The sequence below is a fragment of the Bradyrhizobium hereditatis genome (assembly GCF_020329435.1).
In the GTDB taxonomy this organism is placed as follows: Bacteria; Pseudomonadota; Alphaproteobacteria; order Rhizobiales; family Xanthobacteraceae; genus Bradyrhizobium; species Bradyrhizobium hereditatis.
On the sequence record NZ_JAGKJK010000011.1, the window covers coordinates 185,960 to 203,056 of the forward strand.

Annotated in this window: 16 protein-coding genes and 1 pseudogene; 7 read left to right on the forward strand and 10 right to left on the reverse strand. The window is 62.7% G+C overall.

What is annotated here, in order from left to right; genetic code table 11:
• Window positions 1–24: 24 nt before the first annotated feature.
• Window positions 25–204 carry a DUF3072 domain-containing protein gene (locus J6524_RS25305; protein ID WP_225675594.1) on the reverse strand — a complete coding sequence of 60 codons (180 nt, stop codon included), beginning with the start codon at window positions 202–204 and terminating at the stop codon, window positions 25–27.
• 111 nt (window positions 205–315) lie between these two features.
• Between J6524_RS25305 and J6524_RS25310 the strand changes: the two genes are divergently transcribed.
• From J6524_RS25310 to J6524_RS25320, 3 genes are all read left to right on the forward strand, one after another.
• The gene (locus J6524_RS25310) at window positions 316–594 is read left to right on the forward strand and encodes a hypothetical protein (RefSeq protein ID WP_225675596.1); all 279 of its coding nucleotides are present in this window, start codon (window positions 316–318) and stop codon (window positions 592–594) included.
• 154 nt (window positions 595–748) lie between these two features.
• The gene (locus tag J6524_RS25315) at window positions 749–976 is read left to right on the forward strand and encodes a hypothetical protein (RefSeq protein ID WP_225675598.1); all 228 of its coding nucleotides are present in this window, start codon (window positions 749–751) and stop codon (window positions 974–976) included.
• 248 nt (window positions 977–1,224) lie between these two features.
• Window positions 1,225–1,521: a hypothetical protein gene (locus J6524_RS25320; RefSeq protein WP_225675600.1), complete on the forward strand. Its 297-nt coding sequence runs from the start codon at window positions 1,225–1,227 to the stop codon at window positions 1,519–1,521.
• A 6-nt stretch (window positions 1,522–1,527) separates the two neighbouring features.
• Here J6524_RS25320 and J6524_RS25325 read toward each other — a convergent pair whose 3' ends face one another.
• The 4 genes from J6524_RS25325 to J6524_RS25340 form a co-directional block, all read right to left on the reverse strand.
• Window positions 1,528–2,004 carry a DUF2269 family protein gene (locus J6524_RS25325; RefSeq protein ID WP_225675602.1) on the reverse strand — a complete coding sequence of 159 codons (477 nt, stop codon included), beginning with the start codon at window positions 2,002–2,004 and terminating at the stop codon, window positions 1,528–1,530.
• Window positions 2,004–3,281 (reverse strand): SDR family oxidoreductase, encoded by a 1,278-nt coding sequence (locus tag J6524_RS25330; protein WP_225675604.1) that lies wholly within the window; start codon window positions 3,279–3,281, stop codon window positions 2,004–2,006. Before J6524_RS25330 ends, J6524_RS25325 begins: the two co-directional genes overlap by 1 nt.
• Before the next feature lie 142 nt (window positions 3,282–3,423).
• Window positions 3,424–3,585 carry a DUF2934 domain-containing protein gene (locus J6524_RS25335; protein ID WP_225675606.1) on the reverse strand — a complete coding sequence of 54 codons (162 nt, stop codon included), beginning with the start codon at window positions 3,583–3,585 and terminating at the stop codon, window positions 3,424–3,426.
• Between the two features lie 325 nt (window positions 3,586–3,910).
• Window positions 3,911–5,839 (reverse strand): AsmA family protein, encoded by a 1,929-nt coding sequence (locus J6524_RS25340; protein ID WP_225675608.1) that lies wholly within the window; start codon window positions 5,837–5,839, stop codon window positions 3,911–3,913.
• Window positions 5,840–6,117: 278 nt separating this feature from the next.
• On the opposite strand from J6524_RS25340, the gene J6524_RS25345 reads away from it, so the two are divergent.
• From J6524_RS25345 to J6524_RS25355, 3 genes are read left to right on the forward strand one after another with little or no spacing between them, the layout of a single operon-like run.
• Complete coding sequence (locus J6524_RS25345) at window positions 6,118–6,825, forward strand: CoA transferase subunit A (RefSeq protein ID WP_225675610.1); 708 nt, start codon at window positions 6,118–6,120, stop codon at window positions 6,823–6,825.
• Between the two features lie 25 nt (window positions 6,826–6,850).
• Window positions 6,851–7,501, forward strand: coding sequence for a 3-oxoacid CoA-transferase subunit B (locus tag J6524_RS25350; RefSeq protein ID WP_225675612.1), 651 nt, complete (start codon window positions 6,851–6,853; stop codon window positions 7,499–7,501).
• 4 nt (window positions 7,502–7,505) lie between these two features.
• Window positions 7,506–8,162, forward strand: coding sequence for a GNAT family N-acetyltransferase (locus tag J6524_RS25355; RefSeq protein WP_225675614.1), 657 nt, complete (start codon window positions 7,506–7,508; stop codon window positions 8,160–8,162).
• Window positions 8,163–8,186: 24 nt separating this feature from the next.
• Here the strand turns inward: J6524_RS25355 and J6524_RS25360 are convergent, their stop codons facing one another.
• The 3 genes from J6524_RS25360 to J6524_RS25370 all read right to left on the reverse strand — a co-directional run bounded on the left by J6524_RS25360 (window position 8,187) and on the right by J6524_RS25370 (window position 12,214).
• Complete coding sequence (locus tag J6524_RS25360) at window positions 8,187–9,833, reverse strand: ABC transporter permease (RefSeq protein ID WP_225675616.1); 1,647 nt, start codon at window positions 9,831–9,833, stop codon at window positions 8,187–8,189.
• 210 nt (window positions 9,834–10,043) lie between these two features.
• Window positions 10,044–11,069 (reverse strand): Fe(3+) ABC transporter substrate-binding protein, encoded by a 1,026-nt coding sequence (locus J6524_RS25365; protein ID WP_225675618.1) that lies wholly within the window; start codon window positions 11,067–11,069, stop codon window positions 10,044–10,046.
• 188 nt (window positions 11,070–11,257) lie between these two features.
• Window positions 11,258–12,214 (reverse strand): threonine/serine dehydratase, encoded by a 957-nt coding sequence (locus tag J6524_RS25370; protein WP_225675620.1) that lies wholly within the window; start codon window positions 12,212–12,214, stop codon window positions 11,258–11,260.
• A gap of 50 nt (window positions 12,215–12,264) precedes the next feature.
• Here J6524_RS25370 and J6524_RS25375 point away from each other — a divergent pair, with 50 nt between their 5' ends.
• On the forward strand, window positions 12,265–12,582 hold the full coding sequence (locus J6524_RS25375; protein ID WP_225675622.1) for an ArsR/SmtB family transcription factor: 318 nt from the start codon (window positions 12,265–12,267) through the stop codon (window positions 12,580–12,582).
• A 292-nt stretch (window positions 12,583–12,874) separates the two neighbouring features.
• Here the strand turns inward: J6524_RS25375 and J6524_RS25380 are convergent, their stop codons facing one another.
• Together J6524_RS25380 and J6524_RS25385 are read right to left on the reverse strand one after the other, a co-directional pair.
• On the reverse strand, window positions 12,875–16,198 hold the full coding sequence (locus tag J6524_RS25380) for an adenylate/guanylate cyclase domain-containing protein (RefSeq protein ID WP_225675625.1): 3,324 nt from the start codon (window positions 16,196–16,198) through the stop codon (window positions 12,875–12,877).
• A gap of 324 nt (window positions 16,199–16,522) precedes the next feature.
• Window positions 16,523–17,045 (reverse strand): annotated as a pseudogene (locus J6524_RS25385) (hypothetical protein).
• Window positions 17,046–17,097: the final 52 nt, after the last annotated feature.

Genomic DNA, 17,097 nt, shown 5'->3' on the forward strand with positions numbered 1-17,097 from the left:
CCCCATCCGGGCCACGCTTACGCTTCAAAACGAATTCGCCAGCTCAATCTCCGCCTTCAGCGCCGCAATGCGCCGTTCGGCTTCCTGCGCGGTCAGGTTCTTCTCGAATAATTTGGGCTGATAGGCCTCGGCGCTGAGGGTGCGGAGCATCGCCGATTGGCGGGGTGTCATCGGAGCGTCCACCTGGTCGGGGAGGCGGGGCATCGGGCAACTCCAGGATTCTTTACCGGAAGAATTTTTAATTCGATGCGGACTCTTAACTTGAAATTTGTTCTTTATTTGTTCTTATAGGGTTCAGTCCCAGCGAGGTGGCCCATGGACAACAAGCTTAATGAAATTCGCAGAAAAATCAGGATGTTGCGGGCGGATATGCTGAGCGCGGAGGATAACATCCGCAAACAGGTCAACCGGGATGAGGATTGCTCGGCGGCGGCCACGCGCTTGATGGCGATGCGGGTTGCGATGGTCGGTCTGATCGGCGAGCGGAACCGGCTCGGCGGCGAAGAGCGGCTGCTCAATGTCGACGAGCGGCTGAAACTGGAAGTGCGTGCGGCCAGCAGGAAGCCCTCAGCCGGGGGCGACCGCCTGCCGTGAGCAATGACCCGATAGAGGCCCTGCGCCGGCGGATTATCGAGCTGGACCAGCTTGCGCGCCAGCTCGATCAATCCGGCCTGGCCAGTGCGAGGGCGCAGCTTCTGCTCTCGCGCAAGCGGGCGGAGCTGGAAGATTTCATCAACAGAGGCCGGGGATGTCAGGACCGCTCCGATGGTACGACCACAACGCGGATAATCCGCCGTGGATAAAGGCGCTGGCGGAAGTTCGCATCATGGCGACGCGCGAAGGCTGGTGCCACGCCCACGTCCAGGCGATCATCGTCGCGATCGACCAGTATGCCGAAGCGGCGCTGGGCAACCGCAGTTATTTTTTGAACAAGCCCTATAGTGTTGGTAGTGGCCGGAGCAGCGACGTTCCGTGACTGTCTGGCTTCGGGGTTATGGCTTCGATTTCAGTGGAATCGCGCGACATTTGCAGGGGGGTACATGCTTGAGCGATGCGGTTACAGGACGGCGCTTTGGCTTTCAGCTTTGATAGCGGCCGTGAATTGCAGCGCCTTCCTTTATTCACAATGGTATCTGCCACGCGTCAGCGATGGTTTTGCGATTCACGCGGTAGCTGCGCTGGTTATTCTGGTGGGACTTTGGTTGTTCAGCAGAATTGCCCGATATGCAGGTGCTGCGTTTTATCTTCTTTCTGGGAGCTGCCGCTTTTGCGCTTTGGAGATTTGCCGGACAGGTCAATGTCGGCGCCTTCTGGGGCGTTGCAATGACCGTTCTTGGTCTGGCTATCGCGGTGATTCTCGTTTTCTCAAAGCCGTTCGCAAGAGAGTTTTCGGCGGCGCGTGAAAGGCGGCCTGCGTACAAAAAGTATCTCCTTCACGCGTTCACCTTGATGATCGTCGTGGTCGCGGGAGCCGCAGCATTGATCGACGTCCTCGCTTTCTATCAGATGATCAGCAAATAGCCCGTCTCAGAAAAACGCAATTTGCGGCTTTGCGATCATCAGCCACATGATCACAGCAACAGCTGTGAATGCAGGAATGCCGAAGGCAAACCAGAGCCAGAAGATTCGATGGTATTCGGCCGGAAGCGGCTTGCCCTTCGCCGCAGCCTCTATCGCGAAATCCCGCAGGCGCACTTGCATCCACACCACCGGCAGCCACAGCGCGCCCGTCAATATGTACAGCACGATCGACCAGATCACCCAGCCATCCCAGAACGAATAGCCGACATGCAAGACGAGCAGCGCGCCCGTGATCGGCTGTACGACGACAGCGGTCGCGGTGAAGATGAAGTCCGCAATCACGACGATGCGGGCGACGCCCGCGATCACGGCCGGCTTGCCGGAAAGATGCGCCATCAGCATGAAAAACGCGATGCCCGATCCCGTGCCGAGCAGTACGGCGGCGCCGACAATGTGGAGATATTTGAGGACGAAATACAGCATCATCGATCCTCGAGAACTGCCAGCGCCGCGAAGTGCAGCACGATGATCGGCCAGATCTTCAGCATCGGCCCCAACGGATCAGCCCAGAGGCGGGGAACGAGGATGGTGCCGATGATCGCGTAGGCGAAGGAAATCGCGATAGCCGCATAGAGGCCATAGCGGCTGGTCGGCCGATAGGCGATCGCAAGCCCGATTACCAGATCGGCCAAGGCGCCCGCGATGACGGTGAGTGCGGCGGCCGTTCCTTCCACACCGCCTTCGGCCATCAGGCCCATGCCATAACCCCAGCCGGGGCCGAGCGAAATGATTCCCGTTGCAATCCAGAACAAAGCTATGACGACAAAGATCAGCGGCTTGAGCAAATACATGCCGGCAAACCAGCGCTCCTGCACGGAAGCGGGTTCAGCGGCGAAGAATTCGGGCAGGCTTTTGGGCTGGAGCCCAAGCCGCTGCATGTCGTCGGGATTGCCGATGGCGCCGCGCACCATTTCCCGCTCGGCGGTGCTTCGTACCGGAGGCCGCCAGCCGAAATAAGAGATCATGTCGCCGAGCCTGTACATGAGGCTCGACGCGAACTGCGGCAGGCTAACCTGCCGCGCCGGCGGCCAGCGGAACCAGCGGCGGATCAAGGCAACCACCTCGCCGAATGAATAACGATGCGGGCCGACCAGCTCGACGACCTGCCGCGACGGCGCAGCAGGGTCGAGAAAATGTTCCACCGTTCGCACTACATCCTCAAGCAGGACGATCTGCAGCTGTCCCGTGTTCGGCATGATCGGAATGACAGGCAAGGCAGCCAAGCCGCGCATCAGTGCGCTGGCGCCGTAAGCTGCGCGGCCGATCACCACGGACGGACGCAAGATGACCCAGTCGAGGTCGCGCGCCATCAGGTCTTTGTCGCCGGATAGTTTCGTTCGAGAGAATGCGCTCGGCGTCTCGCGGTCGACTCCGATGGCAGAAAAATGAATGACGCGGCGTATCTGCAGTTGCTCGCAGGCGGCAAAGAGATTGGCGATGCCGTGGTGATGGACCATGGAAGCCGATACGCCCGGACTGTCCTGGAGCACGCCGGCGCAATTGACGACCGCCTCCACGCCGGCGAGATGTGGCAGCCAATAGGCGGGCGAGGTCGCCTCGGAGAGATCGACTCTGTCGGCTGTGGCAGCGGAATCGCTACCGCTCCTGCTCATCGAGATGACCGAATGACCACGCGAGGCGAGGCGAGCCACGATCGCCGATCCGATCAGTCCTGTCCCTCCTATCACGGCTATCTGCATGACCGGCTCCCGCGTGAGAGGTCACGCCTGCTTTCGCAAGCACAGGGCTCGAACGAAAGGCTGCGGAAGAGGCGCTTCAGATTGGACGACTGACATCATGTTGCACCATGCGCGACTGTCGCCGCGCGAGAGCGCAATCCGCTTACAGCGTGTCGGGCGTGCGCACGGGCGAGGACTTGTCCTCGTTTCGCAGCTCCTGCTCCGCCAGACGCCAGAATTCGGCGTCTCTGCCTTCTGGCCTGCCGTGACGCTCCCAAATCTCATACGCGCGGTTCTCAATTTCCTTTTCCGTCGGCTGGTTCATCGTCGTCTCCTCCGTCGCTCCCTGCCGGCCGTCGGCGCTGCCCGCTCCAGACGAGACGTGAGATCGGAGCTGCGACTCTCGTGAGCAGGCGATCCCTGTCTCGCGCGTGAGGTCGGCATATCGCGCCTATGCACGGCGTTTGGGGAACGACCGTTGTTTCAGGGATAAGCACGCAGGGAGGAGCCGGGTTCCTAAGTGAACCGGCGACGATCAGTCCTGGAGGGAGGGCACCGCATGCGAATGACTGATCTGGCTGAGCCGCGTAGTTCCCGATCGCCTTCACGCTCGCAGCTTCACGCCGCCTGCGAACCGCAGCAACCAGACTTCAGTTCGTTTTCGCTCCGTCGGCCGTCTCCGGTGCCGGCGGCTTCGCCGCGCCGCCGGTGAACCGTTCGATCACCGAGCGTACGGCATCGCGCGTCTTGCGGTCCTTCACCGCATCGAGCAGCGGGGCCGCTCCCGGAGAACGGCGGATCAGGCTTTCCGGATCGGGAAATACCAGCGGATCGTCCCACGGCCCCTGCACCACGAAGGGCAGCTCAAATCCCTTGTCGCCGCCGCCCCCGGCAGCCTGGGTAAGGCTGGCGACGCCCTTGAGATCGTATTCGCGGGCCGGCACCGAGGCCGTGCCAGTCAAGGTCAGGCGCGTTGTCGGGCCGTCGACGCGGAGGTCCTCGACGGTTGCGATGCCGTCATTGAACCGCACGGAAACGTTGAGATTGTCGTAAGGCGTCGAGCCGCTGCGCAGATTGCCGCCGCCGGACAGCGGCCGCCGCTCCAGCCGCTTCAACAATTGCTCGACATTGAAACCCGCGATCGCGCCGTCATGACCGGTGAGGGTCGCGGTGCCGTCGAGCGAGGAGGCGAGGCCGAACGGGCTTGAGCCCGACGCCACCAGCGAGAGGCCGAGATTGCCGCGGCCGGACAGTTTGGTGATGCCGAACAATTCGTTGGCGCAGGTTTGCAGATCGACGTCGGTAAACTGCAACTGCGCCTTGACGTCGGCCACCGTATCCGAGCGCGCGATCCCGAACGAGCCCTTGGCAATGCCGCCATACATCTGTGCTTCGCCGACCGACAGGGCCAGCGCGCCGCCGCGCAGGTTGGCGCCAAGGGCGGTGCGGCCGAGTCTGGTGCCGCCGACGGTCACCCGCGCCGCCGACAGGCGCATGTCGAGGTCGGTAGCCGAGAGCGACGACAGGTCGAACAATTGCCGATTCCAGTCGCGCGCGCCGCTCGCCAGCAGGCGGACAGTCGAGATGTAGGGCGTGAAATCGAGGTTGCCGGCGGCGAGCGTCGCCTGCAACGTCTGGCGACCGTTATTGGCGACCGTCATCACGCCTTCGGCGACATTGCCATCGAGCTCGACATTCACGTTGGTCAGCGCAACCGAAGCGCCGACGACGCTGGCGCGGGCCTTCAGCGCGAAGCGGCCGAACCCGCCGCTGCCGGGCACCTGCTGTCCCATCCAGCGCAGCGCGTTGCGAAGCGACAGGCTGTCGACGGTCACAGTGCCTTCCATCATCAGGCTGGTGCGGTTGGCGACCGAACCGTCGAAGGCGAGCTTCAAGGGCGCGCTGACCAGCCGCGCCTTCAGGCCCGAGCGCTCGCCCGAGAGCATTGCGACGAAGTCGCTGGCGGAGATCGAGCCGTCGACGCGTTCGCCGCGAAAGTCGAACTGTCCGGTCGCCGCGAAGGAACGCGAAATCGACGGCCAGGCCAGCGAGAGATCGATGTCGTTGAGCTGCTCTTTGACGTTGTTGGTGGCGTCCTCGTATTTCAGCGCGCCGTCCTGGATCCGGATTTCGGAGAACGACACCTGGTTTTCCGCGCCGGGTTTCATCGTGCGCGCGATCCGTTCGACGAACGGCGTCCAGTTGCTTTCGCCATTGCCCGCCCTCACGACGCGGATATGCGGCCGCAGCATCATGACGTCAGCGATTTCGAAGCGGCGCAGCAGCAATGGTAAGAGGCGCAGGTTCGCGGTCAGCACGTCGACCTGCAGGGCGGGGTCGGTAGTGCCGCCGCCCTTCAGCCCAACATTGTGGAAGGAGACGTAGCTGCCCGGAAACACCGAGACGTCGATGGCGCCGGTGACGATCAGATCGAGCCCGGTGACGGCGCGGATCTGCGCCTCGACCGCCTGCCGGAGCGCATCGCGGTTGAGGAACCAGGAAGTTCCGATCAGGGCGAGCACGGCCACCCCGAACAGCGCCGCAATCGGCATCCCGAGGCGCTTCATTCCTTGGGCCATCGTCAATGACATTTCCGGATCTGATTAAACCGAAGTCGGGTTGCTGTCTTTAGGGTCTTGCTGATTAAGAGGCGCTGATCAGGACAGGCGCCGCATCGGTCAGCCGGTGCCAACTCACGCAACTTGAAGGGTTTTCTTGACGCTTTCAAGGCCGACATGGCGCTCCGCAGGCACTTCGGTGGCATAATCCCCGCGTCATTGACGCACCGCGAAGAATTCGCCTAATAATTCCCGATAATGCCGGCTTTCGGCCGTTCCCTCCATCAGGTCTTATTTCCATGAACAAGGTTTATCCCGACGCCAAATCGGCACTCGAGGGCGTTCTCAAGGACGGCATGATGATCATGTCGGGCGGTTTCGGTCTGTGCGGTATCCCCGAAACCCTGTCGGACGCGATCCGCGATTCCGGCGTCAAGAATCTGACGGTCGTTTCCAACAATGCGGGCGTCGACGGCATCGGGCTCAGCCGTCTGTTGGAAACCCGGCAGATCAAAAAGATGATCTCGTCCTATGTCGGCGAGAACAAGCTGTTCGCGCAGCAATACCTTGCCGGTGAGCTGGAACTCGAATTCAACCCGCAGGGCACGCTGGCCGAGCGCATCCGCGCTGGCGGCGCCGGTATCCCGGCTTTCTACACCAAAACTGGCGTCGGCACGCTGATCGCCGAAGGCAAGGAAGTGAAGGAATTCGACGGCGAGAAGTACATCATGGAGCGCGGCCTGTTCGCCGATCTCGCGATCGTCCACGCCTGGAAGGGTGACACCGCCGGTAACTTGATCTACCGCAAGACCGCGCGCAATTTTAACCCGATGATGGCGACGGCCGCGAAGATCACGGTGGCGGAGGTCGAGCATCTGGTTCCGGCCGGCGAACTCGATCCGGACTGCATCCACACGCCCGGCATTTTCGTCAAACGCATCATCGAGGTCGGCACGGGCAAGAAGCGGATCGAGTTCCGCAACACCCGCCCGCGGCCCGCCGCTTAACCCAACTCGAAGCAGGAGAGCCCTCATGGCCTGGACCCGTGAACAGATGGCCGCTCGTGCCGCGAAAGAGTTGCGCGACGGCTACTACGTCAATCTCGGTATCGGCATTCCGACGCTGGTCTCGAACTACATCCCCGAAGGCATCGACGTCAGCCTGCAGAGCGAGAACGGCATGCTCGGCATGGGCCCGTTTCCTTATGAGGATGAGGTGGACGCCGACCTCATCAACGCCGGCAAGCAGACGGTGAGCGAACTGCCGTCGACCAGCTATTTCTCGTCGGCCGATTCCTTCGGCATGGTGCGGGGCGCACACATCGATCTGTCGATCCTCGGAGCAATGCAGGTGGCGCAGAACGGCGACCTCGCCAACTGGATGATTCCCGGCAAGATGGTGAAGGGCATGGGCGGCGCGATGGATCTCGTTGCCGGCGTCAAGCGCGTCGTCGTGGTGATGGAGCATTCCGCCAAGGACGGCCCGAAGCTCCTTAAGAAGTGCACGCTGCCGCTGACCGGCGAGCGCGTCGTCGACATGGTCGTCACCGATCTCGCGGTGTTCACCATCGACAAGCACGGCAAGGACGGCATGGCGCTGATCGAGCTTGCCGATGGCGTCACGCTGGACGAGGTGAAGGCCAAGACCGAAGCCGAGTTCCGTGTCGCGCTGAAGAACGTCTGAGGCTATGGCGGCGGGGCAGTCGCAGCCTGCGATCCGTCCCGCTCGTCCTGAAGACGTAAGCTTCATTGCCCGCAATATCCTCTCGTCGCAGCGCGGCCCGTTTCCGCGCGGCTGGTTCGACATCGCGCTTGGCTGGAATGAGCCGCAATGCCTGTCGTTCGTCGAATGCACCGCGATCGCGCAAACCCGATCCTGGTGGCACATCACCCAATTCATCGTCGCTGAGGTCGAGGGCCACCCGGCGGCATCGCTCTGCGCGCTGCCCGCAACCGGCACCGAGGCCGCCGCGCGGGCGGCGATCAAGGAGGTGGCGACCGCGATAGGGTTGAGCGCCACCGATCTGACGGCGATCTTCCGCCGCGGCGCCTATGGAGCGAATTGCTGGGTGCAGGGCGGCGAGGGCGAATGGCTGATCGAGCATGTCGCGACGCTGCCTGAATATCGCGGCCGCGGACTGGTGCAGGCCCTGATCGATCATGCGCTATCGGCCGGTAAGCAGGCGGGCTTCAATCAGGCCTCGATATCGTTTCTGATCGGCAACGAGGCCGCGGAGCGATGCTATGCCAAAGCCGGTTTTACCTTTGCCGAAGAGAAGCGCGATCCGGCATTCGAGTCGATCACGGGATCGCCGGGCTTTCGCCGCTTCACGCGTGCGATCTAGTCGCGTAGTCGCGTGGGCTAGGAATCACGCCGGCCCGGCCGGCACATCGGAAAACCGCGTCAGCCACGCTACCGGGCCGATGCTGGCGGCGACGATCAATAGCGCCGCCAGTGCGCCGTCCTCGAAACTGCCGCGGCTCGCGTATTGATAGATCGATGTCGCCAGCGTCTCGACATTGAGGGGCCGCAACAGCAGAGTTGCGGGCAATTCTTTCAGGCAATCCACGAACACGACAATGACCGCGCCCAGCATCGCGGGGCGCAACAGGGGCAGATGGATCAGCCGCATCGTCGTAGTCTGGCCGGCGCCGACGGCCCGCGCGCTGTCGTCATAGTCGCGCGGGATCCGCTCGAACCCTGCCTTGATGAACCCGGTCGGCACCGCCAGAAACCGGATCACATAGGCGATCACCACGGCGGCGCCGGAGCCGACCACGATCAGTCCCGGCAGCGATCGCCCGAGCCAGCCTGCGATCGCGTTCAGCGCGTTATCGATCGCGAGCACCGGCCCGAGCAGCCCGATCGCCAGCACGAGGCCTGGAAGGGTGTAGCCGGTCTGCGCAACGTTCAGGGCAACCGCGCGCAGCGCATCCGGCCGCCAGCGCCAGGCCAGAATGGTGGCAAAGCCGAGCAGCAGCGCCGCCAGCGAGGCAAGGCTCGCGAATGCGACCGAGTTGAAGGCGTCGCGCCACAACGCTGCATCGAAATTCGCCAGCAGCCCGCGCTTGAAACTCTGATGCGCCAGAAACAGCAGCGGCACCAGAAAGCCGAGCGCGACCGGCAACAGGCAGGCCGCGAAGGCGCAGGCGCCCTTGACGCCGGCAAGCTCAGTCCGCTGGGTGAGCCGAGGGCTCTCGGCCGAGAACTCCGCCGTGATGTTGCGCCGGCCGTAACGCTCGATCGCGATCAGGCCGGCCACGATCGCGAGCATTAAGCAGGAAAGCTGCGCCGCGCCGGCAAGGCTGCCGCGATTTAGCCAGGTCGTGAACACCGAGACGGTGAGCGTGCGGACGCCGAGATATTCGCTGGCGCCGATATCGTTCAGCGTCTCGAGCGACACCAGTGCGACGCCGACCGCCAGCGCCGGCCGCGCCATCGGCAGCGAGACGCGCCAGAAGATGGTCCATCGCCCGGCGCCGAGCGTCCGCGCGGCTTCCGCGAATTCGGCGCTCTGAAGCTGGAACATCGGCCGGGCCGAAAAATAGACGTAGGGGTAGAGCACCAGCGCGATCACGAAGATCGCGCCGGGCAGTGAGCGCAAGTTGGGAAGCATGCGCACCGCGTCCTGCATCGGAAGCCACAGCGCAAGTGTCCGGTGGACCAGCCCCAGCGGCTCGAACAGGTCGACATAGACGTAGGCCGCAAGATAGGTCGGGATCGCCAGCGGCAGCGGCACCAGCCACAGCAGAATGCCTCGGCCGCGAAATTCATGCAGCGAGATCAGCCACGCGGTGCCGGTGCCCATTGCCAGCGACAAGACGCCGACGCCGCCGAGTAGCAGCGAAGTATCGAGAATGGTTGCCGGCAGCACATAGTCGATCAGGTGTTGCCAGACATCAGGCGCTGGCTGCAGCGCGAGGGTGACGATGGAGATGACGGGGGCAGCGACGAGAATGGCGGTCGCAACCGCAATCGCTGCGGCGATCCGGCCCGAGTGGGTGACGGGAGTCACGCCGACACACGTCGGCGAGATGAGCCGAGATTTTTCCGCTTGCGCAGGTGGGCTCCCTCCCCCCTTGCGGGGGAGGGCTGGGGAGAGGGGTAAGGCACGCACACCGCCGTTGCCGCCATCCCTCTCCCTAACCCTCCCCCGCAATGGGAGAGGGGACGCAGTTGTGTGTGCCGTACGATCACGATTCCAACGCTTTGCCGCCGATCGCGATCAATTGTCGAAGCCGACCTTGTCGACCAGCGTTGAGGCTGCCTTGCGGTTGGCGACGATCTTGGCGATCGGCATCGGATCGGCGACAAGCTTGCCATAGCCCGCAATGGTCGGGTTGACGGCGACGCCGGCGCGGATCGGGTATTCGTAGTTGGCATCGGCGTAGATCTGCTGCGCCTTCGCGCCGGCGAGCCACTCGATCAGCTTGATGCCGTTGGCCTTGTTCGGTGCGTGCTTGGCGAGAAGGACGCCGGAGAGATTGACGTGGGTGCCGCCGCCTTCGAAGGTCGGCAGGATCACCTTGGTGGCTTCCGCCCACGGCTTCTTCTCGGGGTCGTTGTTCATCATCAGCGCCCAGTAATAGGTGTTGCCGATGCCGATGTCGCACTTGCCGGCCGCAACGTCGCGCGCGGCTTCGCGGTCGCCGCCGGACGGCTTCTGCGCCAGGTTGGCCTTCACGCCCTTCAGCCATTCCTCGGCCTTGGCCTCGCCGTACTTGGCCACATAGGCCGCGAACAGCCCGTTATTGTAGATGTGCTGGCCAGAGCGGATGCAGATCTTGCCCTTCCACTTGGGATCGGCGAGCTCTTCATAGGTGATCTTGTCCTGCTTGACGCGGTCCTTCGAGGCGTAGATGACGCGCGCGCGCATGGAGATGCCGGCCCACTGGCCGTCCGGATCGCGATATTGCGCCGGCACGATCTCGTCGATCACCACCGACTTGATCGGCTGGGTGACGCCGGCCTGCACGGCATCGTCAAGGCGGCCGAGATCGACCGTCAGCAGCACGTCGGCCGGGCTGTTGGCGCCTTCGGCCTTCATGCGCTGCTCGAGGCCGGAGCTTGCCGAGACGACGTTGACCTTGATGCCGGTATCCTTGGTGAAGGCATCGAACAATGGCTGGATCAGCTTGGTTTCGCGATAGGTGTAGACGTTGACCTCGCCATCGGCGGACGCCGGCGAGGCTCCGAACGCGATGAAACAAAGCAACGCTGCGGTTGCGGCGGTAGCGCGGAATTTCGTCATGAAAGCTGCCCGACAAAAGCTGGTGGAGATGCCGGTCTCAGTAGCGCAGCCTCTATCCTGCCGTCAGCGACCGGATGTCGCGAATGCCTCGATTTAGAGCGATTCCAGCAAACGATTTAGAGTGATTCCAAAGTAATGCTCGGTGCTGAGTGCAAGGACGTTAACTGGAAGTAGCGTCCTACCGGCGATCAACGCGCCTGCTCGAAATTCACCGCGGCTGTATTGCCTCCACTGATGACGACGGCGACCCGTTCGCCCGCGGCGGGCCTGTAAACGCCCGACAGGATTGCCGAGAACGCCGCTGCGCCACCGGGTTCTGCGACGATGCGCAAGGTGCGCCAGAGCGCGGCCTGTGCGTCGACGATCGCGGCATCGGAAACGAGCACGGTCTGTCGCGCGTATTTTTGCACGATCGGAAAGACCTGCTCACCGACGCGCCGCGGCGCCAGCGAATCCGCCGCCAGCCCTCCGGCCTCCGCATCGACGGGACGGCCGGCTTCAAAAGCCTTGGTCAAGGTCGGCGATGCCAGCGGCTCGACGCCGATCACGTTGATGCGGCCGGCGTACCACGCGGCGATCCCCGCGATCAATCCGCCGCCGCCCACCGATACAAGCAGCGTGTCGATATCCGGCGCTTGATCGGCAAGTTCAATGCCGATCGTTCCCTGCCCCATGATGGTTTCCTGCTGGTCGAAGGCCGGCACCGGCAATGCGCCGGTTCGCTCTGCCCATGTTTCGCTGGCTGCGAGTGCATCGGCATAGCGGTCGCCCTCGATCGCGAGATCGGCGCCATAGTCGCGGATGCGTTGCACCTTCGCAGGCGAAGAGACGCTGGGGACGAAAATCTTGGCAGGCTTGCCGAGCTTCATCGCGGCATAAGCGACCGCCGCGCCGTGGTTGCCGCCGGACGCCGCGACCACGCCAGCCTCCGGCACGTTGCGGGTCAACAGATTGGCGAAAGCGCCGCGCGCCTTGAACGAGCCGGAGTGCTGAAGCAGCTCGAGCTTGAGCGTCAGCGTGTGGCCGGGAAGGCCGAACTCGCTGCCGTCGACTTCGACGACCGGCGTCCTCCGGATAAAGGGCCGAATGAGTGGCTCACATTTTGCGATCGTTTCAGAGGTTACGGCGTCCACCGGCGCGTTCATCAAGGCATTTCCAGATTTGACAGGAATTAGTTATTTAGCTAATTAGCAATATGCCTTCTTTGGACGACGACGTCGAGTCTGCATTTCGCGCGCTGGCCAGCGATCGGCGGCTCCTGATCCTGGAATGGTTGAAACGCCCCCGCGCGCATTTTCGCGAGCAGCTCGACGGCGATCTGGTCAAGGACGGAGTCTGCGGGGCGCTGATTGCCGAGAAGCTCGGCGTCAGCCAGCCCACGGTGAGCGAGCATCTGAAGATACTCTCGCAGGCGGGACTGTTGAGCGCCAAGCGGGTCAAGCAATGGACGTTCTACAAGCGCGATGAAGCGCGCATCGCGAAGCTCAAAGCCGCCATGCTCGCGAAGATCTGAGGCAGTTGGCGCCGGCGTACCGTGAGATGTCGGTACTGCTCGATCAGCCGCTTAGTGCGACAGTTGCGGGCATGATCAACCTGACGCCGACAGAGGTTTCGCCAGGCTCCCGATTCGCGGCTTTAGACGCATTGGCAAAAGCATCGGCTGGTCGTACTGGGTCGTAAGCTCCTCATGGTGAGGAGCGCGAAGCGCGTCTCGAACCATGAGGCCCCGTCTGTGGCCTACATCCTTCGAGACGCCGCTTCGCGGCTCCTCAGGATGAGGGGTTTGAGCGGCCATGACAGTAGAGCTAGCAGCTTCTCCTAAACAGCTTCTTCGCTTGCTCGATCTCGGGGAGCTCTTGCCCCTCATCAAAATCGATCAAGGCGCGCGCGAGCGCCTCGGATCCGGCCGCTTCTCGGCCGCTGTTGATGCAAAGGTGCGCAAGTCCAATTGCGCTGCGCAACTCGAAAACTTTCGTCTGCTGGCTTCGAGCTATCTCGAGCGCCTTGCTAAAGGCGCATTCGGCCCCGCCGACGTTCGAGGGATCGCGGCGCAACAGGAGTTCACCCTGCACACGATGCAGTTCGGCATCAAGCCAATGCTGACCTGACTGTTCGGTCGTGGCGATCAACTCGCGCAAAATCTCCAATGCAGTGTCCGTTTGCCCCGCCGCGGCATTCGCCACGGCCACTTGCATTCCCCAAAATGGTTCACAAAGGTAGCAGTCATTTTCGTGCAGCAAGGTCCAGCCTCGACGCATTTCAAGAAGCCCGGCCTCTCGGTCGCCGGCACGCCACTTTGCAAGGCCAGTCAGGTATGTGCCGGCGGCGACATACAAAGGCATTGTATGGTCACGGGCGAGAGCGAGCGCAAGGATTGTCTCGGTTTGCTGTAATGGCCCGCCGCATAGTCCATCGAAAACCGCCTTGTGAACCAGCGCGTTGGCTTGGGAGAGCGCGCGCTGTTCTCCCGAGGAGCGCACCGCTTCCGTGGCAAACCGGCGGGCGCGATCGATCTGCCCGATCGGCCAAAGCACCAACGCAAGAAATCTCATGATGACGAACGGCAGGTCCAGCGTCGACGCCCTGAAAGTCTCGAGATTTGGTTCAGCACCATAGATCGCGAGCGCCTGCTCGAGATGCGCCCTCGCGTTCAAATAGTCGCCGCCGAACCAGCAGGTCGCCCCGTTCGTCCAATGTGCTACCACTGCGGCTACCGGCGAGTCCGGTCGTCTGTTGGCGGCGGTCATGGTTGCATCCGCCAGCTCCCACATCGGCGCGATCTCGCCATGAGTGAGGCAGGCATTGAACAGACCCGAATAGATCGGGGCCAGTTCAACCGGATCATTGATATCAGCGGCGAACTGCCGAGCGCGTGTCCATGCGGCGACCGTTTCGGGGGCGTTGTGCCCAAGGTTACCCCGCAGCGCGCGGCTGTAAGTGATTTGAAGATGAAGCCGGTTCATGGTTCGGCCCGGGTCGTCCGGCAGTCCATCGGCAATCGCAACCGCCTTGCCGAGATGCGCGATTGCCTCGGTATAGGCGGAGCGCTTGAGCGCCTGCTGACCTGCTTTGCGCCACCAGTCGAGGGCGATCCCGTCGAGCCCCGCTTCGGTGAAGTGATAGGCCACGACTTCCGGCTCGGTTTCGGCGATGGCCGGAAACTGGTCGCGCAGTACATCGCCAATATGTTTGTGAAGCAATTGCCGGCGGCTCTTGAGCAGGCTCTCATAAGCCGCCTCCTGGACGAGCGCGTGCTTGAAGGTGTAGCTAGCTTCCGGCGGCGTCCCGCGGCGCAGTAGCAGTTCGGCCTCTTCCAACTGCCTCAGCGCGGCGTTCAGCGTCAGATCATCGCGCCCCGCCACACACCGCAGCAGCGTGTATGAGAAGTCGCGGCCGATGGCGGCGCCTATCTGTGCTACTTCCTTGACCGGGGCCAACCGGTCAAGACGCGCCATCAGCGAGTCCTGCAGCGTCGCGGGAATGGCGAGCGGCGGTAGCGGACGATCGAGGCGATAGCGTCCGGCGTCTTCCACGAGCAGTCCGGACTCCAGTACTGTCTTGGTCAACTCCTCGATGAACAGCGGGATGCCGTCCGTCCTATCGATGATCTGCCGCATCATTTCGCCTGGCAGCTGTCGACCGACGGTTACCTGCTCGACCAGGGCGCGCGCGTCTTGCCGGTCAAGCCGATCGAGCCGCAGCACGCTGACATTGGCGAGACCGGCCCAGGGCGGTTCGAACTCCGGCCGGAACGTCATGAGCGCGAGGATCGGCAAGCCCCTGATCCGGTCGACCGCGAGATCAAACAGCTCAAGCGTGGTGGCGTCGGCCCAATGCATGTCTTCACAGACGATCAACACAGGCTGCTGCCGGGCCAAACCCTCAAGCTGATCGAGCAGGGCGGCGAACGTCTGTCGCCGCTGCTGCACTGGATTCAAGCCGAGTGGCGGATAGCGCTCGCCTGTTGCGATCGAAAGAAGTGCTGCGATCAGCGGCGCCGCGTTGGCCACCCGCTGCGTTCCGCGTGTAAGCATTGCCTCCAACTTGTCGAGCTTTTGCTCGGGCGTGTCCTGTGACCTGATGGCGGCGGCGCGCTCGAGTTGAGCAACAAAGGGATGAAGCGCACTGTTGATGTGGTAAGGCGAGCACTGATACCGCACCCTGCAATGTGCCCCGAGCGAAGCGTTCTCGCAGAGCATTGCGACGAGGCGCGATTTGCCGATGCCGGCCTCGCCCGAAATCAACACCGCCTGGCCCTGGCCCTGCCAGGCCAGCTGCTGACGCGAGAGCACGAACTCGATTTCTGGCTTGCGGCCGACAAAGCCCATCGAACGCGCTGTGCGCACTGCCTCGAAGCGGCTCTCCGACGCAGCTCCACCTTCGACCGCCCAGACCGCGATCGGCTCGGAGATGCCCTTGACTTGGCGGAGGCCGAGGCTGCGGAAAGTGAATAGATCGCCAAGCAGATCGCGCGTCGATGCCGCAACGATGACCGCCCCCGGCTCGGCCAGGCTCTGCAGCCGGGCCGCGATGTTCGGCGTATCGCCGACCATCGCCTGCTGCTCCGAGGCGCCGCCGCTGATGAGGTCGCCTACCACCACAAGCCCGGTCGCGATCGCGATCCGCACCTCAACCCGTTCCGCGCGGGTTTCAAGTCTTATTGCGGCGATCATGTCGAGCCCGGCGCGCACGGCGCGCTCGGCATCATCCTCGTGCGCGCGAGGATAGCCGAAATAGGCAAGCACTCCGTCGCCGATAAACCTGGCGATGCTGCCGTCGTAGGCGGCAATAGCCCTCGCGCATGCGGTCCGATAGGCGCGGATCACCTCCCACATGTCCTCGGGATCAAGGCGAGCAGAGAGTTCAGTCGAGCCTACCAGATCGCAGAACATCACGGTGAGGTGACGTCGCTCGGCAGCATGCCGAGTCTGCGCGTCGACTAATTCGGCCTGGTTGAGTTCGGCAATCGCGCGCAGCATCTTGCGGCGATGACCGATCAGGACTCCAAGTCTATCGAAGTCCTGATCCGTCAGCTCGGGAAGGACACTGAGATCGATTCCGTTCTCGGCGAAACGCAATGCGTATTGTCCAAGCCCAAGCTTCTCGAGCCAGTCTGCAATCTGCTGCATTGGCTCCCCCAAACTGTTCTGGCTGGCGGGCTCGGATTTTGGACCACTGCTACAAAAAAGCTATTCAATATTTGCGCGATGGTATGTCGCTTGCGGTATTAGGCTGCGGGCTTACGAAACCTCACGCGCAGCAACCAAGCTGATACGATCAACGCCGGTGGCAAATTGCGCGGGAGCTCGTGACGAGAAATTCGCGCAGGATCTGCTTGTCAGTGCAACACGACAACTCGTTGCGGAATATCCGGTTTGCGTAACGAACGTTCGATAGCGAACAATCTGACGCTTTCCGCGAGAGCCCTTGAATGACTCCCTTCGTGAAACATGTCACGCCTGCTTTTCCTGAACTTCTCCAGCGCTTGTCGATGAGGAGAAAAGCGGGTCAGCAATCCGACCCAATGATATAAGCCAGGTCGGTGGAGTTTCGATCGGCGTCGCCGGCCGCAGCAGGGGCGCGCGCAGGTCGATGCGTTGCGCTTCGCCGGCGGCAATCCAGAACGCTGCGTTCTCATTGAGGTCGATCACGATACAGACCGGCGGGCGGCCGTGCTGCAGGCCGGTGTTGAAGACCCAGGTCGTGCCGATGCGATCAAACCAGGAGCCATCGGGGATGAAGGGCGACTGGTGCACGTGGCCCGAGATTACCATCGACGGCTGGTATTGCGCGATCCATTGCTCCAGTTCGACATCGCCGAAGAAACGCTTGCCACCCCAGGTCGAAGTCGACGAACGATCCGATGTCGAGTGCGTCGCCGGCAAAAATGACGACATCGAACTGCGGAGCCGCGGCGAGCAGCCAGTCGAATTGTGGCAACGAATAGTGCAGATCGGCAACGACAAGGCAGCGCAATCCAAAATGCCCGGAACAGGCGATCCGCAGGCGGATGCAATGGAGCAGGCTG

Coding starts and splice junctions, on each gene's coding strand:
- J6524_RS25310 (WP_225675596.1), top strand. CDS start 316: ATGGACAACAAGCTTAATGAAATTCGCAGAAAAATCAGGATGTTGCGG.
- J6524_RS25365 (WP_225675618.1), bottom strand. CDS start 11,069: ATGACGAAATTCCGCGCTACCGCCGCAACCGCAGCGTTGCTTTGTTTC.
- J6524_RS25380 (WP_225675625.1), bottom strand. CDS start 16,198: ATGCAGCAGATTGCAGACTGGCTCGAGAAGCTTGGGCTTGGACAATAC.
- J6524_RS25320 (WP_225675600.1), top strand. CDS start 1,225: ATGCAGGTGCTGCGTTTTATCTTCTTTCTGGGAGCTGCCGCTTTTGCG.
- J6524_RS25340 (WP_225675608.1), bottom strand. CDS start 5,839: ATGGCCCAAGGAATGAAGCGCCTCGGGATGCCGATTGCGGCGCTGTTC.
- J6524_RS25355 (WP_225675614.1), top strand. CDS start 7,506: ATGGCGGCGGGGCAGTCGCAGCCTGCGATCCGTCCCGCTCGTCCTGAA.
- J6524_RS25345 (WP_225675610.1), top strand. CDS start 6,118: ATGAACAAGGTTTATCCCGACGCCAAATCGGCACTCGAGGGCGTTCTC.
- J6524_RS25335 (WP_225675606.1), bottom strand. CDS start 3,585: ATGAACCAGCCGACGGAAAAGGAAATTGAGAACCGCGCGTATGAGATT.
- J6524_RS25375 (WP_225675622.1), top strand. CDS start 12,265: ATGCCTTCTTTGGACGACGACGTCGAGTCTGCATTTCGCGCGCTGGCC.
- J6524_RS25315 (WP_225675598.1), top strand. CDS start 749: ATGTCAGGACCGCTCCGATGGTACGACCACAACGCGGATAATCCGCCG.
- J6524_RS25330 (WP_225675604.1), bottom strand. CDS start 3,281: ATGCAGATAGCCGTGATAGGAGGGACAGGACTGATCGGATCGGCGATC.
- J6524_RS25325 (WP_225675602.1), bottom strand. CDS start 2,004: ATGCTGTATTTCGTCCTCAAATATCTCCACATTGTCGGCGCCGCCGTA.
- J6524_RS25350 (WP_225675612.1), top strand. CDS start 6,851: ATGGCCTGGACCCGTGAACAGATGGCCGCTCGTGCCGCGAAAGAGTTG.
- J6524_RS25305 (WP_225675594.1), bottom strand. CDS start 204: ATGCCCCGCCTCCCCGACCAGGTGGACGCTCCGATGACACCCCGCCAA.
- J6524_RS25370 (WP_225675620.1), bottom strand. CDS start 12,214: ATGAACGCGCCGGTGGACGCCGTAACCTCTGAAACGATCGCAAAATGT.